Consider the following 25,637-nt stretch of genomic DNA (forward strand, 5'->3'; position numbering starts at 1 on the left):
CCTAATAAGCTGTCAAAAACGCCCGGGTCAGAACCGAAGAGCGCGCAGTGTCCGGAAGCTCGTGGTGATGTCGGGCAGATAGGGCGCGGGGGCCTGGTCGTTCTCGACATAGAAATGCCGGACGCCGGCACTGGCCTTAAGCTTGAACAGCGCACCGAAATCGACCGTGCCCGCCCCGACCGCGGCCATGCTGCGGTCCGGGCGCATGTCCTTGACGTGATAGGCGTAGAGGCGCGGCGACAGGCGCTCGATCAGCGTCGTCAGGTTTTCACCAGCGTGCAGCGCCCAGTAAAGGTCGAGTTCGAGCTTCACGAGCGCGGGGTCGGTCTCCTTCAGCAGCCGCTCGTACAGGCTGACGCCGCCCGGCTTGGTGGTGAACTCGAAATCATGGTTGTGATAGGCGAAGCCCAGCCCGGCCTTTTTCAGGTCGGCCGCGAACCGGTTGAAGTTCGGCAGCGCCGCGGCCCAGCCCTGTTCGTTGCGATGCTCGTCGGTCATGTAGGGCAGCACGACCGTCGTCGCGCCAAGCGTCTTGGCCATCGTGACCGACTGGTCGAAGCGCTGGAGCAGCGCGTCATAGCCAATATGCACCGATGGCGCGGTCAGACCGAGCGTGTCCATCGTCCGGCGCAGCTTGGCATGGTCCATGCCCTCGAAGCCGCCACCGCCATATTCGACCTCGCGGTAGCCGATCTGCGCGACCTGCTTGAGCGTCCCGAACGGATCCTTCGAGAAGATGTCGCGGATCGTGTAGAGTTGCAGGCCGATCGCCTTCAACTGTGCGGCGGAGGCGGTGGGGACGAAGGCGAGCGCGGCCGCCGCGCCGGAGCCGGCGAGCAGGGTTCTACGGCTGAGGATCATGCGGAATACACCTTGTTGACCTGGGAATAGGGGAATGCGCCGTTATACTCGCCCGGCACCGGCAGATATTCGCGCTCCTGCGTCATGCCGATCTCAGACGTGTAATAGCCGGTGATCACGAGCTGTCGGAACGCCTCGAAGAACACGCCGCCCGACGGGATCTGGTCGTTCATCGCGAGCGTCAGCAGCGCATCGTGCTGCGCCGCGGTCGCGCGGGCGCCGGGCACCTTATAGTCCTTCGCACAGCGCGCCTCGATCGCGTCGAGCCCGGCGAGGATCGGCGCGCGGTCCGCGGGTGCGGCCCAGTCGGCGAGCAGCTTCTCGATATAGGCCGGCACGCCCGCCGCGATCGCGCCCGGCGTATCGGTGGTCGGGAGCACGCGTTCGCTGAGCGCGGTCATCAACGCGCGCTGCGGGGCCGTGAACACCGCGACGCTGGGTGGACCTTCGCTGATGACGGGGATGCCCGCCGCGGCGCCGGGCGCCTGCCCGACCCCGGCGGCGCGCGCGATCGGCGCGAATAGCGCGCTGCCGAATATGCCGACGACGCCGGCGAGTGCAGTTCTGCGGTCGATCATTTGCCGTCCTTTCCAAGATCCTGCGCGATCGCCGCCGCGGGCAGCGGACGGACCCAGATGTTGCGGAACGACACCGGGGAATCGTGATCCTGCAGCTGGATCGGCGCGGCATCCGCGTGCGCGGTATAGCTGGCGACCTTGCGCCAGATCGTCGTGCCGAGCATCGCCTGATGGTTCTGCACGAGCACGCCGTTCAGCAGCGCGGTGACATAGGCGGGCCGCACGAGGCTGCCGTCGGCGGCAAAGCGCGGGCGTTCGAACACGATGTCGTAGGTCTGCCACTCGCCCGGCTTGCGCGCGGCATTCACCAGCGGCGGCTTCCAGCCATAGACCGCGCCGACCGTCCCATCGGCATAGGTCGGGTTCTGCGAGCCATCGAGGATCTGCAGTTCGTAGCGCTGCATGAACCAGATCCCGCTGTTGCCGCGATCCTGCGAGCTCTTGGTCGGCGGGTTGGGCGAGCGGAATTCGAGGTGCATCTGCACGTCGCCGAAGCTCTGTTTCGAGACGAGGTTGTTCTCGCCGCCGCTTGCCGCGCGCGACGGGATCGTCAGCGCGCCGTTCGCGATCGGCCAGGCGATGCGATCGGGCTTCCACGCATCGAGCGAACGCCCGTCGAACAGCACGACCGCGTCGGCGGGTGCGCCGCCGGGGGTGGCGGCGGGCGCGACGACGATCGGCGCGGGGCGGTCGGCATCATGGACACGCCACTGGCCGCCGGGCAGCATCGGCGTGTCCTTGAACCCCGGCTTGTCCTGCGCCGCGACCGGCCCCGCCGTCGTCAGCGCCATCGCCGCGACGACGCCCGTCCTCACACACCTCTTCATGCTTTTCCCCCTCATGTCGCGTCGATCTCGCGATAGGCGGCGATCAGGCGATCCTCGCCCGCGCGGCCGGCGATCGAATTGCCGTGTTCCATGCCGATCACGCCGGTGTAGCGTTTCGCCTTCAGCCACTTCACGATCGACGCGAAGTTGATCTCGCCGGTCGATGGTTCGTTGCGGCCGGGATTGTCGCCGAACTGGATATAGCCGATCTCGCTCCAGCAGGTGTCGAGCGTCGGGATCAGGTTCCCCGACTGGATCTGCTCGTGATACAGGTCGGCGAGGACCTTGACCGCGGGGCTGTTGGCGCCGCGCGCGACCGCATAGCCCTGCGACACCGTCTGCATATAGACGCCGGGATGATTGGTGCGCGTGTTGAGCGGCTCCATCACCATCGCCGCCCCCGACGGCGCGACGATGTCGCCCGCGCGCCGCATCACGTCGATGACGCGTGCGGTCTGGATATCGACCGGCAGCTTCGGGTCCATGAAGCCGGTGACGACCGTCATCCGCGTCGCGTTGAGCCGCTTGGCGACGTCGAGCGAAGCGCGGATATCGGCGAGGAACGCCTCGCGCTCGGCGCCGTCATTGGCCCCCAACAACGGCCGCGACTGCGACCATTTGGGCATGCTGGCGACGAATACGCCCATCGTCATGCCGCGTTGCGCGAGCGCCCTGGCCATCTGCTCCTGCTCGGCCACCGACCGCGTCGCCGCCTCGTTATCCTCCCACGCGGTGAAGCCCTGATCCGCGGCATAGGCGATCTGTTCGATCCGCCCCCCGCGACTGGCGAAGCTGCCCTCGTGCGGTGCATAGGCCAGCGAGAAGCGCGCCGCGTTGCTGCTGCGGCGTTGCCCCGCGGCGATCCCCGGCACCAGCGGCGCGGCGGCGGCCGCGCCAAGCAGCGTTCTGCGCGAGAGCGTCATGCGACAATCACCGTCATTTCGAGCCCTCGGCCTTGAGATACGCGATGATCGCCGCGCGCTTGGCGGGATCGGGGGTGGCGATCGGCATCCGCGTGCCAGGCACCTTCTTCTGCGGCGCGGCGAGATAGTCGTTCAGCGTCTGCTCGTCCCAGCGCAGCTTCGACGCCTTCATCGCGGGCGAATAGTTGAAGCCGGGCACCGCTGCGGCGGCACGACCGACCACGCCGTAGAGATTGGGGCCGATGCCGTTGCGGCCGCCCTTCACGACGGTGTGGCAGGCGCGGCACGCGGCGAACGCGGGCGGCGAGGTCGCGGTCGACTGGGCGGTGGTCGGCGCGGACACCGTGACCGCCGCAACCGCCGCGACACTTCCCGCAACCAGAGCCATGAGCAGCTTCATTCATTCTCTCCCGGAGTCACTAAAGTCCATTTCTGGTCCGATCCCGCGTTGGCGATCACCGCCTCGATGAAGCGCATCGTGCGCAGGCCATCGGTCACGCCCGGATACCAGCGATCGTCATCGCCGCGGATCGCCGCGGCGAACGCGCGGTACAGGTTGGCGAACGCCTCGATATAGCCCTCGGGATGCCCCGCGGGGGTGCGTATCAACGCGGCCACGCCGTCGTGCAGTCCGGGGCCACCGGTCCGCACGATCTCGGCGGGACGATCGAGCCAGCGCAACGTCAGCGTATTTGGCTCCATCTGGGACCAGTCGAGCCCGCCGCGCTCGCCGTGGATGCGCAGCCGCAGCCCGTTCTCCTCGCCGGCAGCAACCTGGCTCGCCTTGAGCACGCCGCGTGCGCCGCCGTCGAACCGCAGCAGCGCGCTGACGTCGTCGTCGAGCCGGCGGCACGCGACATGCGTGGTCAGATCGGCGGACACCGAGTGCGCCGACAGCCCCGAGACATGCTCGGCAAGCTGGAATGCGTGCGTGCCGATGTCGCCGAGGCACCCGCCAAGCCCGGCGCGCGCCGGATCGGTGCGCCATTCGGCCTGCTTGTTGCCGTCGCTATCAATCGCTTGGCTGAGCCAGCCTTGCAGATATTCGACCTGGACGAGCCGGATCGCGCCGAAATCGCCGCGCTCGACCCGCGCGCGCGCCTCTTCGATCATCGGATAGCCGCTGTAGGTGAACGCCAGCGCGAACCGGCACCCACTCGCCTTGGCGGCGGCGGCGATCGCCTCGGCCTCGGCGACACTCATCGCCATCGGCTTTTCGCAGAAGACGTGGAAGCCGGCGTCGAGCGCCGCGATCGCCATCGGCGCGTGCAGATGGTTGGGCGTGACCACCGCGAGCGCGTCGATCCGCTGCTCCGCGGGCAATGCTTGTTCATGAGCGACCAGCGCGTCGAGCGACGGATAAACGCGCTGCGGCTCGAGCCCGAGCAGCTCCCCGGTCCGCGCGTTGCGCCCGCCATCGGTGCTGAACGCGCCCGCCACCACGTCCCAGTCGCCGTCGAGCGCGGCCGCCATGCGGTGGACCGCGCCGATGAACGCCCCCTCCCCGCCGCCGACCATGCCAAGCCGCAGCCGCCTCACGACCGGTCCCCCGACAGCCCGAGCAGCGCGCGGATCGCCTCGCGGTCGACGCCGCTGGCGGCGAAGTCGTCGAACGCGCGGTCACCCCGGCGGATCATGTGATCGCGGATGAACGGTGCGCCTTCTCGGGCGCCGTCTTCGGACCGTTTCAGCGCGCACTCCCATTCGAGCACCGCCCAGCCGTCATAGCCATAGTGCGCCATCTTGCTAAAGATCGCGGAGAAATCGACCTGCCCGTCGCCCAGCGAGCGGAACCGGCCCGCGCGGTCGACCCAGTTCTCGTACCCGCCATAGACGCCCGTTCGCCCGGTCGGGTTGAACTCGGCATCCTTGACGTGGAAGCACGAAATCCGTTCGTGATAGCGGTCGATGAAGTCGAGATAATCGAGCTGCTGCAACACGAAGTGCGACGGATCGAACAGCAGCCGCGCGCGCGGATGATTGTCGACCGCGGCGAGGAACCGCTCCCAGGTCGCGCCGTCATGGACGTCCTCGCCCGGATGCACTTCGAACGCGCAATCGACGCCCGCCTCCTCGAACACGTCGAGGATCGGGGTCCAGCGACGCGCGAGTTCGGCGAAGGCTTCCTCGATCAGCCCGGCGGGGCGTTGCGGCCAGGGATAGACATAGGGCCATGCCAGCGCGCCCGAGAAGGTCGCATGCGCGGACAGGCCGAGATTGGCGCTGGCGCGCGCGGCGAGCTTGACCTGCTCGACCGCCCATAGCTGCCGCTCGGCAGGCTTGCCGTGGACTTCGGGCGGCGCGAAACCGTCGAACAGCGTGTCATAGGCGGGGTGGACCGCGACCAGCTGGCCTTGCAGATGCGTCGACAATTCGGTGACTTCGATGCCGTATCTGGCCAGCCCGCCACGAAGCTCATCGCAATAGGTCACGCTTTCGGCGGCAAGTTTCAGGTCGATAAGCTGCGAATTGCACGGGATCTGCACGCCGACATAGCCGAGCCCGGCCGCCCATTTCGCCAGCCCGTCGAGCGTGTCGAACGGAGCCTCATCCCCAAGAAACTGGGCGAGGAATATCCCGGGGCCCTTCATGCCGGTCATGCTGCGATCTTCCTGGTGTCGTCGCGAAAGGTGAACTGGAACAGCAGTGCGATCACCGCGGCGGCGATCGCGGGATACCACCACATATGCTGCCAGTCGGCGATGGTAGGCGACGCGGGCAGCTGCGCGTAGAGCAGCGCACCGATCTGCGACCCGAGCAGCATCCCGACGCCGTAAGTGAACAGAGTCAGCATGCCCTGGGCTTGCGCGTTGACGCCCTTCGGGGTCGCGATCGTACCCGTGTAGATCGCGCCGGCGACGAAGAAGAAATCATAGCACACGCCGTGCAGCGCGACGCCGAGATACACCGCCCACAGCGACGCACCGCCGTCACCGATCGCGAACAAGGCGTAGCGCAATGCCCACGCCGCCATGCCGACCAGCAGCAGCGGCTTCACGCCGAAGCGGCGGTACAGCCACGGCATCGAGAACATGAAGACGAGTTCGGACATCTGCCCGATTGCGAGCGTGCCGCCGACATTGCTGATCCCGGTCGCGCCGACATAGGGCGAGGCATAGGCGTAATACATCGCCAACGGGATCGAGATGAGCGTCGCGCACGTCATGAAGATCAGGAACGAGCGCTGCTTGAGCAGTCCGAACGCCTCGACACAGAACACCTGGCGGAGCACGCTCTCGTCGCGCGGCGCGTCCGATGCGACGTTCGGCAGCGTGAAGCTATAGAGTCCCAGCGCGATCGAGACGACCGCCGCGACGCGGAAGATCTCCGGGCTCGCCGACAGGCCCGCCCAGCCAATGATGAGGCCGGCGGTGATCCAGCCGAGCGTCCCGAACGCGCGGACGAACGGAAACTTGTCAGTCCGCTCGCCGAAGCTTTTGAGCGCGATCGTGTTGGCGAGGCCGACCGTCGGCATGTAGAGGATCATGTAGCACAGCAGCAGCCAGACAAACCCGCTGCCCGCCTCCGGTGTAATTAACGAGGGCAGCGCGAACAGGATCACGCCACCGACGAGGTGCAGGATCACCATCAGCATCCGCGGGCTGACATAGCGCGCCGCCGCCATGCCGAGCAGGAAAGAGCCCACGATCGACGCGATCGGCCCGACCGAAAAGGCGTTGCCGATCAGATTGCCGATCCCGACCGTCTGCATGACGAGGCCCAAAGTTACGGTCCAGGCGCCCCAGGTGAAGAACTGCATGAACATCATCGCGCTCAGGCGGCCAGTCAGCAGGGGCCCGGTCATGGCCTTTGATCCATCATCTGCAACGGCCATCCGATTCCTCTCCGATCGCAGTTTTACTGCTTGTCGGCCCCGAAACTACGGAGCCGCGAAACGAATGTAAAGGATTACATCGGATATAGATCGACAGGGTCGACGCGCCGATCCATGACGGCTCGATGCCGACGATCATCGAAGTGGCCGCACTAGCGGGCGTCTCAACCGCCACCGTGTCGCGTGTGCTCAGCCGCCCCGAACAGGTGTCGGAGGAGACCCGGTTGCGCGTGCTCGCGATAGTGCAATCGTCGGGATACACCCCCAACGTCGCCGCGCGCAGCCTGCGGACGTTGCGCGCCGCCAAGATCCTGCTGACCGTCCCCGACATATCCAACGCGTTCTTCGCCAGCGTCATCCGCGGCGCCGAAGAGGCCGCGCGCGATGCGGGCTATTCGGTCGTCGTCGGCGACACGCGGCACGATCCCGAGGTCGAGGATCAATATGCCGACATGCTCTCGCGCCGCGAGGTCGACGGGCTGATCTTCCTCGGCCACCGACTGCCTGCCCGGCTCGCGCCGCTGCTGGCGCGCAAAGGGACTGCCGCGCCGATCGTCAACGGCTGCGAATACAGCGCCGATCTCGGCGTCCCGAGCGTCCATATCGACAATGCCGCCGCGAGCGCGGACGCGATCGACCACCTGATCGGGCTGGGTCACCGGACGATCGGCGTTGTCACCGGCCCCGAGATCAGCCCGATCAGCCGCGACCGCCTCGCCGGCGCGATCACCGCCGCGGAACGCGCGGGCCTGCGCGACCGGCTGCACATCGCCGTCGGCGACTATTCCGCGGGGTCCGCCATCGACCACACGCGCGACCTGATCGCGCAGGGCGTCACCGCGATCTTCTGCTTCAGCGACGAGATGGCGATGGGGGCACTCAGCGCGATCGGCGATGCGGGGCTGTCCTGCCCGGGCGACATCTCGGTGATCGGGTTCGACGACCTGCCGCTCGCACGCTATTTCCAGCCGCCGCTGACGACGATCGCGCAGCCCAAGGGGATGATCGGCCGCCGCACCGTCGAGCTGCTCGTCGACATCCTGCGCGGCGGCGACACCACGGCCCGACAGGTCACGCTGGACCACACGCTGATCGTCCGCGCCAGCACCGCCGCACCCCGCCGCTGATCGCGCTCGACCGAAAGCGCTATAGCCGCTTGCCGGCGGGCAAACGGCGTATCGCACGCGTTGCAGCGTCCCGCCGCAACCATCTCGGCCATCGCGTCGTTTTCGATGCCGAACAGATCAACTGCGAAACCCGACGGGCCACCGCCCGTGCCGCTGTCGTGCTGGTCACCGACCTACCGTGGCGCAGGCCACCCTATCCTACTCAAGCAGAGCTACCGCCATGACCGAAGTTTCCGTCGTCACCCTCGGCAAGGGACGCCCCGACCATCTCGTCAACGTCGTGCTCGGCCTGACGCGCCAGACGCTGATGCCGACCGAGCTGATCGTCGGCAAGGGACGCCCCGACCATCTCGTCAACGTCGTGCTCGGCCTGACGCGCCAGACGCTGATGCCGACCGAGCTGATCGTCGCGGTGATGCAGGACGAGCTCTACGTGCTTCCCGACGCGCCTTTCCCGATCCGCCAGATCCAGATCGTCGCCGACTTGCTCCCGCTTGCGGCGGCGCGCAACGCCGCCACCCGCGTCGCGACCGGCGAGGTGATCGTGTTCCTCGACATGGATTGCATTCCGACGCCGACTCTGGTCGCGGACTATGCCGGGTTCCTCGCCGGGTTCGACGGGTTGCTGATGGGCGAGGTGCTGTATCTGCCGGGCGGTGCGACCGCCGGCGACTGGTCGTATGACCGGTTCGCCGAGGTCTCGGTCAAGCATTCCGACCGTCGCGGCCCCCCGCCCGAGGGCATCGAGATCTGCAACGACTATCGCTGCTTCTGGTCGCTGAGCTTCGCGATGCGGCGCGCGACGTTCCTCGGGCTGGGCGGCTTCGACGAACGCTATGTCGGCTATGGCGGCGAGGATACCGATTTCGGCAAGGCGATCGACCAGGCGGGCATCCCGATCGCCTGGGTCAAGGGTGCGCTGGCCTATCATCAATACCACCCTCACCACATGCCGCCGGTCCACCATCTCGACAGCGTCGTGCGCAACGCCGAGCTGTTCGAGAGCAAATGGGGCTATCGGACGATGGGCCACTGGCTCCATGCCTTTCGCCTTATGGACCTGATCGACATGACGCCGGGGCGGCCGATCCGCATCCTGCGGCGCCCGGATGCCGCCGATCTCGCGCTGACCGGGCAGCAGAGCCACCAGCCCTATGCCAATACCGCGACCGTCATCCGCTTGCTCGAAGACCGGCTCGCAGCCACCGAGAAAGCCGCAGCCGCCGAATGAGGATCGCGATCCTTTGCCATGTCCGCCAGCCGATCGCGCAGCCCTTTGCCGGGGGTATGGAGTCGCAGTGCTGGCATCTGGCCGCGGGGCTCCAGGCGCGCGGGCACGACATCGTGTTGTTCGCCTCGGGCGACAGCGATCCGCGGTTTGCGACCGCTCCGGTCATTGCCGAGCATTACGAGAGAACCTTCCCCGACGCCGAGCATCGTGGTTTCGCGCCACTCATCGCGCATCTCGATGCCGGTTATGCAGCGGCGTGCGACCGCATCGCTACGGGCGGCTTCGACGTGGTGCACAATAACAGCCTGCATCGCTTTCCGCTCGAGCCGGCGCGGACCGCACGGGTGCCGACCGTAACGTCGCTGCACGTCCCGCCCTACGATGCGCTGCGCTGGTTCGTGCAAGCGAGTGTGACGCCGAACCACCGCCTGACCACCACCTCGGCACGCCAGCGCGACGCCTGGTGGCCGGACGGTGCGCCGCCCGAGGTCTCCGTGCTGCACAACGGCATCGCGCCGGACGCCTGGCCGTTCGTCGCGCAGGGCGACGGCAGCGCGGTGTGGTGCGGGCGAATGACCCCCGACAAGGCGCCGCATCTCGCGATCGAGGCGGCAAGGATCGCGCAGGTTCCGCTGACGCTGTTCGGACCGGTCGAGGATCGCGCCTATTGGGACGGCGTCGTCGTGCCGCTGCTCGACGGAAGCATCCGCTATGGCGGGCATCTGGAGGCGGCTGCGCTGGCCGCGGCGATCGGGCGGGCTTCGGTATTCGTGTTCACGCCCTGCTGGGACGAGCCGTTCGGGCTGGTCGCGGTCGAGGCGATGGCGTGCGGGCTGCCGGTGGCGACGTTCGACACCGGTGCGGTGCGCGAGATCGTCGGCGATGCGGGATGGTTCGCGCCGACCGGTGACGTCGCGGCACTCGCCGAGGCGATCGCTGCTGCACGGCACGCACCCCGGGCGCCGCAGCGTGCGCGCGTGGAGGCGATGTTCACGCGCGACCGGTGGCTCGATCGATGCGAGGCGTTATACAGCGACGCCTGTAGAGAAAGGGAACCGTCATGACCGATCCTCGGCCGCCATTACCCCCGTTCACCGCCGCAACCGCGATGCAGAAGGTACGCGCGGCGGAGGATGGGTGGAACGGTCGCGATCCGGCGCGGGTGGCGACTGCGTATACCGCCGACAGCGTGTGGCGGAACCGCGACGTCTTCCTCACCGGCCGCGCGGCGATCGAGGCGTTCCTGGCCGACAAATGGACGCGCGAGCACGACTATCGGCTGATCAAGGAGCTCTGGGCGTTCACCGACGACCGGATCGCGGTACGCTTCGCCTATGAGTGGCAGGACGGCGCGGGTCGCTGGTTCCGATCCTATGGCAACGAGAACTGGGCGTTCGATGCCGATGGATTGATGCGCGAACGGCATGCGAGCATCAACGATGTCGCGATCACGCCGGACGAGCGGCTGTTCCACTGGGATCGCGCCGGGGTTCGCCCCGCGGACCATCCCGGGCTTACCGACCTCGGGCTGTAGCCTGCGGATGGCATCGCGCTCGACCGGTCCGGCGATTGCCACGCACGATCCCGAGCCTGCGCGCCGGGGCTTATCGCAGCGACCCCGGCCAACGACATCCGATCCAACGTCAACCACGGAGACGACCCATGACGACGGCCTATGATACCAAGCTCGGCCTCTATATCGCCGGCGAGTGGCTGAGCGGCGACGGCCGCGACACGCGCGACGTGCTCAACCCCGCGACCGGTGCGGGCCAAGCGGCACTGCCGCTCGCGAGTGCTGCAGACCTCGACCGCGCGCTCGACGCGTCGCAGCGCGGGTTCGTCGCGTGGCGCGCGGTACCGCCCGAAAAGCGCGCGGCGATCCTGGTCCGGACCGCGCAGTTGCTGCGCGAGCGCGGTGATCACATCGCGCGGATCGCGACGCTCGAACAGGGCAAGATCCAGGCCGAGGCGAAGGGCGAGGTCGCGTTCGCCGCCGCGCTGCTCGATTTCCACGCGGCCGAGGCGCAGCGCATCTATGGCCGCGTACTCTCGCGCCCGACAGGGTCGCGCAGCCTGGTGCTGCACCAGCCGGTCGGGCCGGTCGCCGCGTTTTGCGCGTGGAACTTCCCGATCATGAACGTCGTGCGCAAGATCGCGCCCGCGGTCGCGGCGGGATGCTCGATCATCATCAAGCCGTCCGAGGAAACCGCGGGCAGCGCGGTCGAGGTGATGCGCTGCTTCCAGGACGCGGGGCTGCCCGGTGACGTCGCGCAGTGCGTGTTCGGCGTGCCCGACATGGTGTCGCGCCAGCTGCTCGCCTCGCCGATCACGCGCAAGCTGAGCTTCACCGGATCGGTGCCGGTCGGCAAGGCGCTGATGAAGCTGGCGGCGGATACGATGATGCGCACGACGATGGAGCTGGGCGGGCACGGCCCGGTGCTGGTGTTCGACGACTGCGATCTGGACAAGACGCTCGACACGCTGGTCGCGCACAAGTTTCGCAACGCCGGTCAGGTCTGCGTCGCGCCGACCCGCTTCCATGTCCAGGACGGCATCTACGACCGGTTCGCGGCAGGCTTTGCCGAGCGGACGCGCGGGCTGAAGATTGGCGACGGCATGGATTCGGCGAGCCAGATGGGCCCGATGGCCAATGCCCGCCGCCCCGATGCGATCGCCGAGCTGGTCGGCGACGCGACAAGCCACGGCGCCAAGCTGCTCGCGGGTGGCGAATATGGCGGCCAGGGTGGGTTCTTCTTCCAGCCGACGGTGCTGGCCGACGTGCCGCTGTCGGCACGCGCGATGAACGAGGAGCCGTTCGGGCCGCTCGCGCTGCTCAGCCGCTTCGGGACCGACGATGAGGCGATCGCCGAGGCCAACCGTCTGCCGTTCGGGCTGGCGGCCTATTGCTTCACCGAGAATGGCCGTCGCCAGAACATACTGGGCGATGCGATCGAGGCCGGCATGATCGCGATCAACAACGTCCGGCTGAGCTATCCGGACAGCCCGTTCGGTGGGGTGAAGGAAAGCGGCCACGGATCCGAGGATGGCCCCGAAGGCATCGCCGCGCATCTGATCACCAAGGCCGTGCACATTAGCTGACACGGGCCACGACCGTCGGGGGCGACCAAGTTCGGCGCCCCCGAGCGACCAAGATAGGCGCTCACGCAGGGGTTTCCGTCCCAGGACGGAAGCCCCTTTTCGTTGCGCATCTAGGCGATCGCACCGCATGGCGCGCCAAGCTGCGCAGCCTGCCGGGCACCACGGCTTGAGACAAAATTGCAACAAAACATCAGAACCGTTCAGTCCGGACGCATTTTAGATTGTAATAATACCCCCACTATGGCGAATTGTTGCAATATTGTTTCCCGCCGGGTGATCCCTCGGTGGGGATCGCAGCGCATCGTCGCTATGCCGGAAAGGGGGTTCAAATTGCGCTTTAGCGTCCGTCCTCCCGTCGCCGTCCCGGCACTACGATGCGTCGCGGCGGGTTGATGCGCGGGTCAGCGACCCTCACGGCAATTCCCGCCGGCAATCCCCATTTCACCCATCGGTATCTCATCCATCGGCGTCTGGACCGCGTGCGCTCCGCCGCGCGCCCCGCCGGTTCGACAAATCTCTCCGTGCAGCGCCCGCTGCCACGCGCCTTGCCGCGGACAGCTGGGCTCATTGGGCTGCAGCCCGAGCCGCGCCGCACGCGCGCCACCGATTACAAAGACACTCGCAGCCACGCCGAACGCAATCGGCGGTCCAAAGCGAGGTCGCATTAGGGGCGGATCCTGACGGCTACTTTTAAAGGGGCTTAGGATGATGAAATACACGACCTCAACCGTCGCAATGGCGGTCGCCTTGCTGTCCGGATCCCCGGCCTATGCCGCCGTCGCAGGTGCGGGCCAGGACGCCGTCCCGGCGCCGGCACAGGACACGACGCCGCAAGCCGTCGCACCCGTCGAGGACGAACCGGCCGGCGACATCCTTGTCCTCGGCACGCGACGCACCGACCGGACGCTCGCCAACTCGCCCTCGCCGGTCGACATCATCAGTTCGGCCGACCTGACGACGCAGCCTGCCGCGAACATGATCGATGCGCTCAAGAACATCGTCCCCTCCTTCTATGCCGGGCAAAACTCGATCTCGGACGCGTCGACCTTCGTGCGCTCGCCCTCGCTGCGTGGGCTGTCGGGCGACCAGGTGCTCGTGATGCTCAACGGCAAGCGCTACAATCGGTCGGCGCTGGTGCAGGTCTATGGCGGCAGCGACACCGGGCTCGGCCGCGGCGCGCAGGGGCCCGACATTTCGGCGATCCCGTCGCTCGCGATCGGCAATCTGCAGGTGCTGCGCGAAGGCGCGACCGCGCAATATGGCTCCGATGCGATCGCGGGCGTGCTGAACTACGGCCTGCGAGAGGATCAGGGGATCGAACTGGTCGGGCGCCTCGGCCAATATTATGCGGGCGACGGCGAAAGCTACCAGATTGCGGGCAATGCCGGCATCAAGGGCGACTGGGGCTTCATCAACGCGACCGGCGAATATGTCGACGAGGGACAGACCAGCCGTGGCCGGACTCGCCCGTCGGCCGCGAACTTCGCGCAGAACTTCCCCGCGCTGGCATCGCAACTGCCCAATTATCCGCTGCCGGTGCAGATCTGGGGCAATTCGCCCTCGCATGGCTTCAAGTCGGTGCTGAACGCGGCGATCAACGTCACGCCCGACAGCAAGCTGTATTTCTTCGGCAACTTTGCGGAGAGCAAGGGCAACCAGAGCTTCAACTATCGCGCCCCGGTGAGCAGCACCGCGGTCGACACGAACGGCGTCGTGCGCAATCAGAACGCGAACGGCGCGTTCAACAACACGTTCTTCCTCACCCCCTGCCCCGCCGGCAACGCGACCTGCCCGAGCGGCGGCTTCGTGCGCGACGGCAACACGTTCAAGTTCGGGCAGCTGTATCCGGCGGGCTTCACGCCGCGCTTCGTCGGCAAGACTCAGCAACTCTATGGCGTGCTGGGCTATAAGGGCACGAGCGGCGACTTCACCTACGACCTCTCGGGCACGCTGGCGCGCAACAAGCTGTCTCTGTCGATGTATAATTCGGCCAACTTCTCCTACGGGCCGGCGACGCAGACGAGCTTCGACTTTGGCGACCTGATCCAGAAGGAGGTGAACTTTAACGCCGACTTCACCTATGCGGCGGAGGTCGGACTGGCGGCGCCGCTGACGATCTCGGCAGGTGGCGAATTCCGCAAGGAAACCTACGAACAGACCGCGGGCGACCTGCAATCCTATAGCGCGGGGCCCTATGCCGTCGCGCAGCAACTCTACACGCTGACCGCGCCGGGGGTGTACACCTTCTCCGGCACGACCGCGGCGCAAGGCGTCGGCGCCAGCGGCTATGCCGGCACCAGCCCGGCCACCGCGGGCAGTTTCGACCAGAAGGCCTATGCCGCCTATGTCGGTCTCGAAACCGATCTCACCGACGCGCTCACGGTCGGCGCGGCGGGGCGGTACGAGCATTACAACACGTTCGGCAGCGCCTGGGTCGGCAAGGTCAACGCGCTCTACAAGTTCGTCGAAGGCTTCTCGGTTCGCGGCAGCGTCGGCACCGGCTTCCACGCACCGTCGCCAGGCCAGTCGAACGTCTCGATCGTGACGACGTCGTTCAACGGCGGCAACGCGTTCCAGGCCGGCACCTATCCGGTCGGCAGCGCGCCCGCGCAATATTACGGGGCCGAGCCGCTGACCCCGGAAAAATCGACCAACTACGGCCTCGGCGTCATCCTGGAGCCGGTCCGCGGTCTCACGGTCACGGTCGATGGGTATCAGATCGACCTTCGCAACCGGATCGGCCTGACCTCGCCGTTCATCGTCACCGCCGCGGATCTCGCAGCGCAACCTTCGCTGCAGGCCGTCGGCATCGACGGGCAGGTGCAGTATTTCACCAACGGCTTCAAGACGCGGACCCGCGGCGTCGACGTCGTCGGCACCTACCGCACCAAGCTGAGCGAGGCGCAGCTCAATTTCACGCTCGCCTATAACTACAACAAGACCAAGGTCACCGACTATGACGCCCGCGTCATCAACTTCCCGATCCTGATCGATGCGGAAAACCTCGCGCCGAAGCATCGCATCGTCTTCAACGCCAATTGGGCGCTGGGCAATTTCAGCTTCAACGTCCGCGAGAATTACTACAGTTCGTTCACCGCGGCGCAGGATTACGGCGTGACCAACATCGTCACCAACGGCGTCGTGACCGGGGCGACGCCCAACCAGGTCTTCGGCGGCAAGTTCGTCACCGATCTGGAGATGAGCTACACCTTCGCCGAGCATTTCACGCTGTCGATCGGCGCGCAGAACTTCACCGACGAGCATCCCGACCGGCTCGCCGCGAACAGCACGGTACAGCTCTACCCGCTCACCGGCGGCACGTCCGACGGTCAGGTCTATCCCCGTGGAGGTGGCCCGTTCGGGTTCAACGGCGGCTTCTACTACACGCGCCTGCGCGTGAAATACTGATCCGGACAGGGGCGCTTTACGCGTCCCTGTTGACGCGTGTGGTTATCGGAGATCGCAACGGCGGCATGCCCGAAGTCGATACCCGTCAGCTACCGCGGCCCCATCGCAAGACCGCACGTGCCGGTAGCACGTGCGGCAGGGTTTGGCGGCTCAGCGCTTGACGCGTGTCGCCATCGGCGCGTTGCCCTGGTCCGCCGCGACCGAGCTGGCGGACCGGCCAGCGGCGTCCTGGATGGTGCGATCGGCACCCGCCGCCAGCAGCATGTCGACCTGATGCGTGCGGTTGAAGAGCGACGCCATCATCAGCGCGGTCTGGCCGGCGTTGTTGCGTGCATTGACGTCGCAGCCGGCCTTCAGCAGGCGCGCGGCGATTGCGTCCTCGCCTTTGAAGGCGACGCCCATCTGCGCGGTGTTGCCCTGATCGCGGTCCGGGCGGCAAGCGTTCGCGCCCTTGGCAATCAGCGCGTCGACGGTTGCGGCCTGTCCGTTATAGGCGGCCAGGATCACCGGTGTGAAACCGCGATCGTCATAGGCGTTGATGTCCGCACCCGCCTTGACGAGCGGATCGATCATGTCGGTGCGGCCGAGCCGCGCGGCGTCGAACAGCAATTGCTGGCGGCGCTCGGGCGATGGCAGCGCAACCGGCGTGGTGGCAGGAGCGGCCTGCGGTGCCGCGAGGCTAGCGAACGCGGCGAAGAATATCAGCATCGTAAGTCTCGTTTCCTGATCGACGAGGTCGGGGGCGCGGAGCTAACCGCGCCCCCTGCCCCGCTTTAGCGACGCGTGGTCTGCGCCGGGTTGGCGGCGCGATAGTCCGCGACGGCGCGCGAAACGTCCGCCATCGGCACGTTGACCGCGGTCGCGAGGCGCGTGCCGAAATCCTGGTCCGCCTGGTAGAAATAGCTGACCATGATCGTCTTCGTCCGAGCCGACGTCACGACGTTCAGATCGCCCGCCAGGTTGGTGACGAGATCGGCGCGATCCTGGGCCGTCAGCGCACGATAGAACGTACCTGCCTGTGCGAAGTTGTTGGTCTTGGCGATCGGCTTGGCGTCGACCGTCGCATCGACCGCATAGGTCGAGGCGCGGTAGCGGGCATCGGTCGATTTCGCGGCGGTTGCGGCCGGGAAATAATTGACGTCCGAGGTCTTCGTGGCGTGATCGAGCTGGCCATCCTGGTTGTTGTTGACGACGCTGGCGAGCGGCCGGTTGACCGGCAGCTGCATCACGTTCGCGCCGATCCGGTGCCGCTGCGTGTCCGAATAGGAGAACAGCCGCCCCTGGAGCATACGATCGGGCGACGCCTCGATCCCCGGCACCATGTTGGCGGGCGCGAACGCCGACTGCTCGGTGAATTCGAAGAAGTTGGTCGGCACCTTGTTGAGCGTCATCTCGCCGATCTTGCGGAACGGCACGCCCAGCCACTCCTTGGTATCGTCGAACGGATTATAGTCGAGCTTGGCGAACTCGGACGGCTTCATCGTCTGGACCATCAGATCCCAGACGGGGAAATCGCCCTTCGCGATCTCGCCATAGAGATCGTCGGTCAGATAGTTCCACGACGCGGTCGCGACCTGCGCGCCGTTGAGGTTCTTCACGCCCTGGCGGCTGATCCAGCGGAACTTGGCGAACACCGTCTCGCCCTTGGCATTGACCAGCTTGAACGCATGGACGCCGTTGCCATCCATCGTGCGGTACGACGCGGGCGTGCCGAGGTTCGAATAGACGTGCGCGAGCATGTTGGTCGCCTCGGGCGTGGCCGAGAAGAAATCGAAGAAGCGGTTGGGATCCTGCTTGTTGGTGACGGGCGAGGGTTTCAGCGAATGGATCATGTCCGGGAACTGGATCGCGTCGCGGATGAAGAAGATCGGCAGGTTGTTGCCGACGAGATCCCAATTGCCCTGATCGGTGTAGAACTTCGTCGCGAAGCCGCGCGGATCGCGCATCCCTTCGGGGCTGCCCGACGGATGGATCACGGTCGAGAAGCGGACGAACACAGGCGTCTGCTTGCCCGACGCGAACAGCGATGCGCTGGTGATGTTGGAGATGTCAGCGGTGGCAGTGAAGACGCCGTGCGCGCCGGTGCCGCGCGCGTGGACGACGCGCTCGGGCTCACGCTCGCGGTCGAAGCGGGCGAGCTTCTCGATCAGCGTGGTGTCCTCGAGAAGGACCGGGCCGAAGTCGCCCGCCGCCTTCGAGTGGCGGTTCTCGCCGATCGGCGCGCCATTGTCGCGCGTCATCTGCGGGGCCGCGGCGCTACCTGCGTCGCCCTTCGCATCGACGGTCCCGGCAACGCCGGCCTGTGCGAGCGCGGGCTTGCCGGCGCTGACCGGGGCGGCCGCGGTGGTCATCCGCGTCTCGGCCTGCGTGTCGGCGACCGGCATCGTCTGCGCGGCGGCCGGAGCCATGAGGGCGCTGGTGGAGGCGGCAGCGAGCAGCATCGCCGCCATCGCCTGACGGCTGTTCAAGTTCTTCATCGGGACCCTCTGTCTGTGCACGCGTACGGCGACGCGTGCCCGCACAGGACGTGCGGCAAGGAGGACCCTTTGATCGAGCGTTCGCGGCATCCGAAACGGGGAATCTGGATGACAGCAATCGATCGGTTCAATCGATCGGTGCCAGACTCGTCAGCGCGCGCGGCCCCGGCGGCGCGTCAATTGCCGTCGGCGTCGACCGTGAAGACCATCGGCTTGCCGCGCGATTCGGGTTCCCAGCCGGCCCCCAGCGCCGCGCGCACGCCGCGCGCGACGAGCGCGTCGCTGACCTGGAGGCGCCCGCGCTGCAGGCCCTTGAGCAGCCGCATCGGCGGGGGAAACTCCAGGATCGCGGCGCGCTGCGTGTCCTTCTGCACCAGCGACACCATCATGCCCTTCCACCCGTCGGCGTCCGACCATTGCGGCTCACGCTGGAGCTGCCATTCATATTTGACCCCGTCGACCTCGACGATACTGGTTCCGCTGCGGATGTTGAGCATGTCGCCCCGCCTAGCAGGCTGACGCGTCCAGGCTAGTGCAAGACGACGTGCGGGCGGCAGTCAGTGCGGCGCGACCGGCGACACGCTGGCGAGCAGGTGCGTCGTGAAGTCCGACAGCGGGCAAGGATCACCGCAACCGGCGATGCGGATCGCGGCGATCTCGGGCGGTGCGTCGATCGACAGCGGCGTGCGGCGACGCATCTGATCGAGCCCTTGCGCGACGTAGCGGATGCGGACGACCTGCTGCCCGGTCGCGGCGACACGCCAGACTTCGAAGACGAGCCCGCCACCGGGGGCCGCTTCGCCCACGGCATAATCGCGCAGTGTCCAGTCGAGACCGAGCAGGCCGGCGAGCATCGTCACCGTCCCGTCATGGCCGCTGAGGACGACGATCTTCTCGCCGTCGCCGATCGGATCGGCCAGCGCGGTGACGCCGGCGCCGCGCTGGAGCGTCGCGAGCAGCCGCACCGCGAGATAGCTGCTGGTCTGGCGGCCGACCTCCGGGGTGCGGGTGCGCAGGTCGATGCCCGCACCGTGCACGACGAGCGCGCGGCCGATCGTCGCCGCATCGATCCCGCGCCAGCCGTCGAACGCGAGCCCGTCGGCATAGGCCATGACGAGGCTCTCGGCGATCCCGGCGACCTGCAGGCTGGGCGAGGTGAGATCGGGTTTGCCGCCGTCGATCCGCATCGCGATGGGCGTGTCGCCGAGCCGGCGCTGGACCTTCGCACGCTCGGCCGACGAGCAGGGGATGCGGCGGCATTGCAGCATCAGCGCCTCGAACCGGTCGCGGTCGGGGGTCTGCCGCGCGTCCCACGCCGCGAGATCGCCGTCGACACGCGCGGAGATCGCCGCGAGCATCCGCGGGGCATCGAGCGGCGCGAGCGGGGTCTGTGGCGCCTCGAACAGCGGATCGGGCGCGGCCGCCGACTGGTGGATCGGTGTCGCGCACCCCGGCGTCAGGCCGGCGGCGAGCGCGGTCGCGGTCGCCTCGGTGCGCTGCGTATGGTTCGCCCAGTAATAGACCGCGCAGTCGCTCGCGCCGAGCAGCCCTAGCTGCCGGTAATGCGCGCGGTACCAGCCGCCGAGCATCGTCACGAGCGTCGCGCCATTGGCGGTCAGATGCCCCGCCGGCACCGCGAAACGCGGCCAGGCGCGGCGGCTGTAGCGGCCGAGCTCCTCCGGGCTCGACATCGCGCTGCGCACGCCGTGGCGCATGACGATGACGACGCGTTCGAGCTTGTCCTTTGGCGGGGATGGCGTTTGTGCCACCCCCATCGTCGAGGCCACCAGCGCGAGGCCGGCCGCGAGCGAGGCGATCCGCATCAGAACTTCGCCCTGACGCCGGCGGTGAGCGTGCGGCCGTAATCGGTATAGCCCGCGAACTGGTTGTCGCGTACATACTGCCATTGCACGCCGCCGGCCATGTTGATGCCCTGCACGACGAAGGTCACGTTCGGCGTCACCTTGTACGACATGTCGAAATCGAGGCTGCCGAACGCGCTGTCGTTGTTCGCGGCAAGTCCCGCGCCGCCGACGTCGCGCAGCACGTTGCCGCGCCAGCTGTAGCTGACGCGCGCGCCAATGCGCTCCTTCTCGTAAAAGGCGGTCAGGTTGAAGCTGTCCTTGGCGACGTCGACCAGCGCATCGCGGAACGTGCCGCCGGTCACCAGCGCATAGGTGCCGCCGGTCCTGGTGTGCGTGTAGTTGGCCTGCGCGCCGAGGCCGTCGAACGGCGCGGGGAGCATCTTGAAGAGCTGCTGATAGGCGATCTCGATCCCCGCGACATAGGCGTCGCCGCCGTTCTTGGGCGCGGTCAGGCGATAGGTCTGGCCGTCGAGGACGAAATCGCGCGTCTGCTGGAACACGAAGGTCGTGATGTCCTTGTAGAACACGCCGCCGACCAGTGCGCTGCCCGGCGCGAAATACCATTCGGCCGTGGCGTCATATTGCCACGCCTCGAACGGTTTCAGCTCGGGGTTGCCGCCGACCGCGGTGAGGACGGTCGGGCTCGAATTGATCGTCAGGCGCGGCGCCAGATCGGCGAGCGATGGCCGGGTGATGACCTTCGACGCGGCAAAGCGCATTTGCAGATCGGGCGAGACCTCGGCGACCAGATTGAACGAGGGCAGAATATTGTCATAGGTCTTGTCGTAGGTGACGGGCAGCGCGACCTTGCCGTCATCGGCATAGCCCGACGAGGTCTGGCGAGTCCGGGCATAGCGGACGCCGATATCCCCGCGCACCGCGACGCCGCCCAGCGGGAAGGCGAAATCGGCCATGCCGTAGCCCGCGACGATCTCCTCGCCGATCGCATAGCTGTTGCGCAGATCGCCGCGCGCGAGCGGGGCGGCGAGCAGCGCCTCCTTGCCGGTGGCGGCGGCGAGGAACTTGGCCGGATCGGGTATCGCCCAGCTGGTTGGCAGGGTGCCCTTCGCGCCATCCAGGAAATCGTCGACGGGGAACGGCACGAAATAGCTCGCATCGAAATATTTGCCCGTGATGCCGCTGGTGAAGTTGATGTCGCGGCGATCATAGGCGCGTGTGCGCTTCTGATATTTCACGCCCGCATGCAGCGCGCTGACGACGCCGGTCAGGTCGCGCGTCACGTCGAGCTTGGCAGCGCGCTCCCGGTCCTTGGAGTCGTTGACGCGGTATTCGATCCGTCGTCCGGGCAGCAGCGACGGGTTCGAGAGGTCGGCGTTCAGCAGCGTGACGTTGGGCAGCCGGTCGCCCGCCTTGCCGAAATCGAACGTCGTCGCGCCGACCGTGCCGAGCAGGCGGGTGCGGTAGATCGGCTCTGGCGTGTTCGAATAGGCCCGGCCGATGCTGCCATCCGCGGCGATCGTCCAGCCGCCGGCCTGCCACTTGGCGTTCGTGCCGACCAGCCAGTTCTTGTACTGGAGCACCGACGTCTCGCGACCGATCTGCGTGGTCGAGGCGGTCGTCGTCGCGCCGGTCAGCACGCCGTTCTCGATCACCGCGCTACCCGGCACGATCCCGCGCGGCAGGTTGGAGCCATCCGCCGCCGAATAGGTCAGCTCGTCATAGGCGACGTTCAGCCGGCTCCAGAGCCCGTCGACGTTCAGCTCGAACCGGTCGTCGGGCTTCCACTGGACCGCGCCGTTGATGCCGATCCGGTCGCGATTCTCGCGTTCGAGCGTCGGGCGGATCGCGGTGGGGATCAGGATCGTCGCGCTGTCGAGCGAGCCGTTGCCGTCGGTGTCGATCTTGCCGTCCGCCCAGCCGACGCCGGTGATGCGGTCCTGCCGCGTGGTGCGCTCGTCATAGACGCCCGCGATCAGCGCGCCGAACTTGCCGTCCGGGCTCGCCCAGCTCGCCATGCCCGACAGCCGCGGATCGACCGCACCGGCGAGGCGCGGCGAACTGGCGGTCGCCGACAGCGCGAGCACGGGCTTCTTCAGGTCGAGCGGGCGGAAGGTGCGCAGGTTGACGATGCCGCCGATGCCGCCTTCGTCCAGGCTCGCGCGCGGGCTCTTGATCACCTCGACCGCGGACATGAGCTCGGAGGGGAGCGTGTCGAAACGGAACTGGCGCCCGCTCTGGCCGCTGTCGCGGACATTCTCGTTCACCGCGACCGAGCGGTCGTTGAGCGTCACCACCTGGAAATTGGCGCCGAGCCCGCGGATCCGAACGAACACGCCCTCGCCGCGATCGCGGACGATCGAGACGCCGGGGACGCGCTGCAAAGCCTCGGCGATGTTCTGCGCGGGGAACTTGCCGATATCCTCGGCCTTGACGACGTCGATGACGTTGGTCGCCTTGCGCTTTTGCGCGAGTGCGGTGGTGAGGCTGCTCGCATAGCCAGTGACGACGACGTCGGCGGTTTCGGCTGGGCCGGTGTCATCGGGGCGCGACGCGGTCGCGACCGTCTGCGGCGGAGCAACGGTCGCGGCCACGAGCAACGCGCCATTGGGGTCACGACGCACGGTGAGTCGCGTGCCGGCGATCAGCCGCTCGACCGCGGCGTGCGGCAGCATCGTGCCGTTGAGCGCAGGCGCGGTCATCCCGGCGACCGCGGCGGGGGTGAACAGGATGTCGGTGCCGCTCTGGCGGGCCAGCGCCTCGAGCGCCCTGCCGAGCGGCTGCCTGGTGAGATGGACGGTCACGGGACGCGCCTGCGCGCTGGCGGCGGTGGCGAGAAAACTGGTCGACAGCGCAGCGAAGGCGGCGCCCAGCACGAACGATCGGCACAGGCGCCGGCGATTGGTCGTCACGGTGTTCATCCCCCCAAGGAAGGCGGCGATGGTGCCGCACCTCCTCGACGGGCGAGGATCGATCTACCCCACCCCCCGCGTCGAAATTTATCCGCCGAGCAGGACCGCGCCGTCGATCGTGCGCACCCGCACGGCGAGCAACGACGCGAGCGAGCGGCCGAGCGCAACATTGTCGCCCATCCGGTACATGCCGCTGACTCGCAGGCGGGCGACTGCGGGATCGGCGATCACCAGCCGGGTCGCGCTGTAGCGGTTCGCCTCCTCGGCGACGGTCGCGAGACTATCGTCATGGAACGCCGCGCGGCCGCTGGTCCAGGCCTGCGTCGCGGCAAGGTCGGGCCGGTCGATCCGGCCTTGGGCCAGTCGCTCGCCCCCCGTGATCCGCCGCGTTGCGCCCAGCGCTGCGCTCCCCTCGATCGCGGTGACGGCGACGCGGTCGTCGCGGTCGCGGCGCAGGTCGAACCGCCCCGCCTGCGCGGTCAGGTCCCCCTGCCCCGCGTCGATCGTGAACGGCACCGTCAGCGCCGCCACGGTCAGGTCGATGCGGCCGTGCGCCAGCCAGAGCCGCCGCCGCGCGGCCGTCGCGATGACGCGCACGCGGGTCGTCGCATCGAGCAGCAGCGACGATCCGTCCTGCAACGCGATCCGCCGCTGTTCGCCGATCCCCGTCTCGTACGGCGTCGCGGCATGCGCAGCCTGGAACGCGATCGTCCCGCCGGCGGTCGTCGCGGTCAGCGCGACGAGTCCCGCGATCGCGCGACGCCGCGTGACGGGCGCGCGCGACGGCGCCGTCCCCGGCACCATGTCCCACAGGTCGGTGGCGCGTTCGAACCGCGCGGCGTGATCGGGGTTCGCGGCGAGCCAGGCGCGGAAGTCGGCGGCGTCGCTAGCGGTGGAGTCATCGGCGTTGAGCCGTGCGATCCACTCGGCCGCGCTGCGGTTCACATCACTATGGGACGTATTGCCGGGGTTCGGGGAGCGGCGGCCGGGCATCGCGAAACTCACCAACCCTCCGTCCAATCGGCCAGGAAGCTCATCGCCTTGGCCATGTGCTTCTCGACCGCGCTTTGGCTGATGTCCAGTCGCTCGGCAATCTCGCGATATTTATGGCCATCGAGGCGTTGCATGAGGAATATCTCGCGGGTGCGCGGACTGAGGCGGTCGATGCCGTCGCGGACGCGCGCGAGCCGCGCCTGCGCAATCATCACCTCGTCCTGGATCGGCGAGGGATCGCGCAGCCAGGCGATCGAGTCCGCCGCGTCGCCATGCCCGCGAACCGCCTCGCGCCGAAACGCATCGCGCCCCCGGTTGACCGCGGCATGCACCAGGAACGCCTCGTCGTTGCGCGGCGCGGCGGCGAGCGTCGCCATGCTGACATAGGCATCGTGCAGCAGATCCTCGCCATCGGCCCGCCGCGTCAGCCGCTCGACCTGCGCACGCAACCGCGACCAGCCCTGCCAGAGGCGGCCGGGCGCGGGATCGGTCGTGGTGAGGTTGGCCGCGGTCATCCCCCCAGCCGGTATGCGGCCGGGGGTACAGTTTGATGACGTCGCGGGGACGGATCAGTGACACGGGCACGGCCGGTCGCGATCCGCGGGTTTTAGTCGACGGTACCGGTGTGCATCAGGCCGCGCACGTCGTCGGCGAGCTGGTTATTGGCGCCGAGCCGCTCGATCAGCTGTGCCTGACGGCTGCCGCGAAGCCCGGCGGTGGTCAGCTGCTTGTCGCGGACATAGGTATAGACGCCGCTGACCGCGAATGCCGAGACATAAGCGATATGCGCCTGCTGTGCGGCGTGCGTCGCGGTGAACGTGTCGGATTCGAAGAACGCGCGGCGTGTCAGCGGGCTTTCGAAGGCGAGCTCGAGCACCGCGATCAAGGCGCGCTCGGCGGGCACTTCGTGATCGACGTTGGGCGCCGGCGGAGCGGGTTCGGCATTGTCGTAGCGATCCGGCAAATGCAGCCGCAACTTCAGCACCGCGGCGTCGGCGGCAAGCGTCTGGGCAAAGTCGGTCATGAACGTCGCGAACGTTTCGGCCTCGCTGCCCGCCGCGCCGATATGGACGTGGATGCGGTCGAACCCGTCGTCGCCATTGGGGATGGGATCGGCGATGCGATCGACCAACGTGCGCGACCCGTTGGGCAGGGCATAAGCGACGGTGGCCGCGAACATGTTCTGCTCGTCCGCGAACAGGATGTGGCTGGCCGCGTTGAAGACGTCCTGGTCGGCCTTCGACGCGAAGCCGATCTCCACCCCGCCGTCGAGTTCATAGTCCGCGAACGGCGCGATACCGTTGATCGCCGGCCAGAGATGCGCGTCCTGTTCGCGGTCGAGATGGTTCTGGACGTACCAGGCGAGGCCCGGGATGCGCGAGCAGAGCGGGCCGTGGACGTCGCGCCAATAGGTCGCGAACACGTCGTGCGGCACGCGCGGGCGGCGCAGCACGGTGGTGTAGCTGTTGATCGCGATGCTCGCGTCGCGCGCGGCATAATCGGTGGTGGTGGAAACCTTGGGCATGGGGGACATCCTGATGAT

At 67.6% G+C, this 25,637-nt stretch carries 22 protein-coding genes; 6 read left to right on the forward strand and 16 right to left on the reverse strand.

Annotation, left to right across the window (positions count from 1 at the left end; all coding sequences use genetic code 11):
* Positions 1-27 precede the first annotated feature (27 nt).
* Genes ASE79_RS10035 through ASE79_RS10070 form a run of 8 tightly spaced genes read right to left on the reverse strand, consistent with a single transcriptional unit; the run spans position 28 to position 6,994 of the window.
* The gene (locus ASE79_RS10035) at positions 28-861 is read right to left on the reverse strand and encodes a sugar phosphate isomerase/epimerase family protein (protein ID WP_056415428.1); all 834 of its coding nucleotides are present in this window, start codon (positions 859-861) and stop codon (positions 28-30) included.
* A complete protein-coding gene (locus ASE79_RS10040; RefSeq protein ID WP_056415431.1) occupies positions 858-1,439 on the reverse strand; it encodes a gluconate 2-dehydrogenase subunit 3 family protein in 582 nt (193 codons plus the stop codon). Before ASE79_RS10040 ends, ASE79_RS10035 begins: the two co-directional genes overlap by 4 nt.
* Positions 1,436-2,266 (reverse strand): 3-keto-disaccharide hydrolase, encoded by an 831-nt coding sequence (locus ASE79_RS10045; protein ID WP_082445218.1) that lies wholly within the window; start codon positions 2,264-2,266, stop codon positions 1,436-1,438. Before ASE79_RS10045 ends, ASE79_RS10040 begins: the two co-directional genes overlap by 4 nt.
* 11 nt (positions 2,267-2,277) lie before the next feature.
* Positions 2,278-3,189 carry a hydroxypyruvate isomerase family protein gene (locus tag ASE79_RS10050; protein ID WP_056415438.1) on the reverse strand — a complete coding sequence of 304 codons (912 nt, stop codon included), beginning with the start codon at positions 3,187-3,189 and terminating at the stop codon, positions 2,278-2,280.
* 13 nt (positions 3,190-3,202) lie between these two features.
* Positions 3,203-3,589: a c-type cytochrome gene (locus ASE79_RS10055; RefSeq protein ID WP_082445219.1), complete on the reverse strand. Its 387-nt coding sequence runs from the start codon at positions 3,587-3,589 to the stop codon at positions 3,203-3,205.
* The gene (locus tag ASE79_RS10060) at positions 3,586-4,707 is read right to left on the reverse strand and encodes a Gfo/Idh/MocA family protein (RefSeq protein WP_056415887.1); all 1,122 of its coding nucleotides are present in this window, start codon (positions 4,705-4,707) and stop codon (positions 3,586-3,588) included. Before ASE79_RS10060 ends, ASE79_RS10055 begins: the two co-directional genes overlap by 4 nt.
* Positions 4,708-4,724: 17 nt before the next feature.
* Positions 4,725-5,789 carry a sugar phosphate isomerase/epimerase family protein gene (locus tag ASE79_RS10065; RefSeq protein WP_056415441.1) on the reverse strand — a complete coding sequence of 355 codons (1,065 nt, stop codon included), beginning with the start codon at positions 5,787-5,789 and terminating at the stop codon, positions 4,725-4,727.
* A complete protein-coding gene (locus tag ASE79_RS10070) occupies positions 5,786-6,994 on the reverse strand; it encodes an MFS transporter (protein ID WP_235516843.1) in 1,209 nt (402 codons plus the stop codon). The genes ASE79_RS10065 and ASE79_RS10070 overlap by 4 nt, the downstream gene beginning before the upstream one ends.
* 155 nt (positions 6,995-7,149) lie before the next feature.
* Between ASE79_RS10070 and ASE79_RS10075 the strand changes: the two genes are divergently transcribed.
* The 6 genes from ASE79_RS10075 to ASE79_RS10100 all read left to right on the forward strand — a co-directional run bounded on the left by ASE79_RS10075 (position 7,150) and on the right by ASE79_RS10100 (position 15,889).
* Positions 7,150-8,151 (forward strand): LacI family DNA-binding transcriptional regulator, encoded by a 1,002-nt coding sequence (locus ASE79_RS10075; RefSeq protein ID WP_056415447.1) that lies wholly within the window; start codon positions 7,150-7,152, stop codon positions 8,149-8,151.
* A 220-nt stretch (positions 8,152-8,371) separates the two neighbouring features.
* On the forward strand, positions 8,372-9,382 hold the full coding sequence (locus ASE79_RS10080) for a galactosyltransferase-related protein (RefSeq protein WP_200910350.1): 1,011 nt from the start codon (positions 8,372-8,374) through the stop codon (positions 9,380-9,382).
* Positions 9,379-10,446, forward strand: coding sequence for a glycosyltransferase (locus tag ASE79_RS10085; protein WP_056415449.1), 1,068 nt, complete (start codon positions 9,379-9,381; stop codon positions 10,444-10,446). The genes ASE79_RS10080 and ASE79_RS10085 overlap by 4 nt, the downstream gene beginning before the upstream one ends.
* Complete coding sequence (locus ASE79_RS10090) at positions 10,443-10,916, forward strand: DUF1348 family protein (protein ID WP_056415452.1); 474 nt, start codon at positions 10,443-10,445, stop codon at positions 10,914-10,916. The genes ASE79_RS10085 and ASE79_RS10090 overlap by 4 nt, the downstream gene beginning before the upstream one ends.
* 128 nt (positions 10,917-11,044) lie before the next feature.
* Positions 11,045-12,481, forward strand: a complete 1,437-nt coding sequence (locus tag ASE79_RS10095) for an NAD-dependent succinate-semialdehyde dehydrogenase (protein WP_056415456.1) — start codon at positions 11,045-11,047, stop codon at positions 12,479-12,481.
* A gap of 705 nt (positions 12,482-13,186) precedes the next feature.
* The gene (locus tag ASE79_RS10100) at positions 13,187-15,889 is read left to right on the forward strand and encodes a TonB-dependent receptor plug domain-containing protein (RefSeq protein ID WP_056415459.1); all 2,703 of its coding nucleotides are present in this window, start codon (positions 13,187-13,189) and stop codon (positions 15,887-15,889) included.
* 150 nt (positions 15,890-16,039) lie between these two features.
* Here ASE79_RS10100 and ASE79_RS10105 read toward each other — a convergent pair whose 3' ends face one another.
* From ASE79_RS10105 to ASE79_RS10140, 8 genes are all read right to left on the reverse strand, one after another.
* Positions 16,040-16,597 (reverse strand): ankyrin repeat domain-containing protein, encoded by a 558-nt coding sequence (locus tag ASE79_RS10105; protein ID WP_056415462.1) that lies wholly within the window; start codon positions 16,595-16,597, stop codon positions 16,040-16,042.
* A gap of 65 nt (positions 16,598-16,662) precedes the next feature.
* Entirely contained in the window at positions 16,663-18,366 is a 1,704-nt protein-coding gene (locus tag ASE79_RS10110; protein WP_321163329.1) for a catalase, read from the reverse strand.
* Between the two features lie 176 nt (positions 18,367-18,542).
* Positions 18,543-18,863, reverse strand: coding sequence for a hypothetical protein (locus ASE79_RS10115; RefSeq protein WP_056415468.1), 321 nt, complete (start codon positions 18,861-18,863; stop codon positions 18,543-18,545).
* A gap of 60 nt (positions 18,864-18,923) precedes the next feature.
* Positions 18,924-20,189, reverse strand: a complete 1,266-nt coding sequence (locus ASE79_RS10120; protein WP_056415471.1) for a histidine-type phosphatase — start codon at positions 20,187-20,189, stop codon at positions 18,924-18,926.
* Positions 20,189-23,101 (reverse strand): TonB-dependent receptor, encoded by a 2,913-nt coding sequence (locus ASE79_RS10125; RefSeq protein WP_235516844.1) that lies wholly within the window; start codon positions 23,099-23,101, stop codon positions 20,189-20,191. Before ASE79_RS10125 ends, ASE79_RS10120 begins: the two co-directional genes overlap by 1 nt.
* An 87-nt stretch (positions 23,102-23,188) precedes the next feature.
* Positions 23,189-24,106 carry a FecR family protein gene (locus tag ASE79_RS10130; RefSeq protein ID WP_235516845.1) on the reverse strand — a complete coding sequence of 306 codons (918 nt, stop codon included), beginning with the start codon at positions 24,104-24,106 and terminating at the stop codon, positions 23,189-23,191.
* Positions 24,103-24,609, reverse strand: coding sequence for an RNA polymerase sigma factor (locus tag ASE79_RS10135; RefSeq protein ID WP_056415478.1), 507 nt, complete (start codon positions 24,607-24,609; stop codon positions 24,103-24,105). Before ASE79_RS10135 ends, ASE79_RS10130 begins: the two co-directional genes overlap by 4 nt.
* Positions 24,610-24,701: 92 nt before the next feature.
* Complete coding sequence (locus tag ASE79_RS10140) at positions 24,702-25,619, reverse strand: hypothetical protein (RefSeq protein WP_056415481.1); 918 nt, start codon at positions 25,617-25,619, stop codon at positions 24,702-24,704.
* Between the last annotated feature and the right edge of the window lie 18 nt (positions 25,620-25,637).

It is taken from the genome of Sphingomonas sp. Leaf28 (genome assembly GCF_001421685.1).
GTDB lineage: Bacteria > Pseudomonadota > Alphaproteobacteria > Sphingomonadales > Sphingomonadaceae > Sphingomonas > Sphingomonas aurantiaca.

Excerpts from the sequence above, each read along its gene's own strand:
- ASE79_RS10035 (WP_056415428.1), bottom strand. The coding sequence starts at position 861 with ATGATCCTCAGCCGTAGAACCCTGCTCGCCGGCTCCGGCGCGGCGGCC.
- ASE79_RS10040 (WP_056415431.1), bottom strand. The coding sequence starts at position 1,439 with ATGATCGACCGCAGAACTGCACTCGCCGGCGTCGTCGGCATATTCGGC.
- ASE79_RS10090 (WP_056415452.1), top strand. The coding sequence starts at position 10,443 with ATGACCGATCCTCGGCCGCCATTACCCCCGTTCACCGCCGCAACCGCG.
- ASE79_RS10105 (WP_056415462.1), bottom strand. The coding sequence starts at position 16,597 with ATGCTGATATTCTTCGCCGCGTTCGCTAGCCTCGCGGCACCGCAGGCC.
- ASE79_RS10075 (WP_056415447.1), top strand. The coding sequence starts at position 7,150 with ATGCCGACGATCATCGAAGTGGCCGCACTAGCGGGCGTCTCAACCGCC.
- ASE79_RS10070 (WP_235516843.1), bottom strand. The coding sequence starts at position 6,994 with ATGACCGGGCCCCTGCTGACTGGCCGCCTGAGCGCGATGATGTTCATG.
- ASE79_RS10080 (WP_200910350.1), top strand. The coding sequence starts at position 8,372 with ATGACCGAAGTTTCCGTCGTCACCCTCGGCAAGGGACGCCCCGACCAT.
- ASE79_RS10110 (WP_321163329.1), bottom strand. The coding sequence starts at position 18,366 with ATGAAGAACTTGAACAGCCGTCAGGCGATGGCGGCGATGCTGCTCGCT.
- ASE79_RS10095 (WP_056415456.1), top strand. The coding sequence starts at position 11,045 with ATGACGACGGCCTATGATACCAAGCTCGGCCTCTATATCGCCGGCGAG.
- ASE79_RS10115 (WP_056415468.1), bottom strand. The coding sequence starts at position 18,863 with ATGCTCAACATCCGCAGCGGAACCAGTATCGTCGAGGTCGACGGGGTC.
- ASE79_RS10140 (WP_056415481.1), bottom strand. The coding sequence starts at position 25,619 with ATGCCCAAGGTTTCCACCACCACCGATTATGCCGCGCGCGACGCGAGC.
- ASE79_RS10045 (WP_082445218.1), bottom strand. The coding sequence starts at position 2,266 with ATGAAGAGGTGTGTGAGGACGGGCGTCGTCGCGGCGATGGCGCTGACG.
- ASE79_RS10135 (WP_056415478.1), bottom strand. The coding sequence starts at position 24,609 with ATGACCGCGGCCAACCTCACCACGACCGATCCCGCGCCCGGCCGCCTC.
- ASE79_RS10120 (WP_056415471.1), bottom strand. The coding sequence starts at position 20,189 with ATGCGGATCGCCTCGCTCGCGGCCGGCCTCGCGCTGGTGGCCTCGACG.
- ASE79_RS10050 (WP_056415438.1), bottom strand. The coding sequence starts at position 3,189 with ATGACGCTCTCGCGCAGAACGCTGCTTGGCGCGGCCGCCGCCGCGCCG.
- ASE79_RS10085 (WP_056415449.1), top strand. The coding sequence starts at position 9,379 with ATGAGGATCGCGATCCTTTGCCATGTCCGCCAGCCGATCGCGCAGCCC.
- ASE79_RS10065 (WP_056415441.1), bottom strand. The coding sequence starts at position 5,789 with ATGACCGGCATGAAGGGCCCCGGGATATTCCTCGCCCAGTTTCTTGGG.
- ASE79_RS10060 (WP_056415887.1), bottom strand. The coding sequence starts at position 4,707 with ATGGTCGGCGGCGGGGAGGGGGCGTTCATCGGCGCGGTCCACCGCATG.
- ASE79_RS10055 (WP_082445219.1), bottom strand. The coding sequence starts at position 3,589 with ATGAAGCTGCTCATGGCTCTGGTTGCGGGAAGTGTCGCGGCGGTTGCG.
- ASE79_RS10100 (WP_056415459.1), top strand. The coding sequence starts at position 13,187 with ATGATGAAATACACGACCTCAACCGTCGCAATGGCGGTCGCCTTGCTG.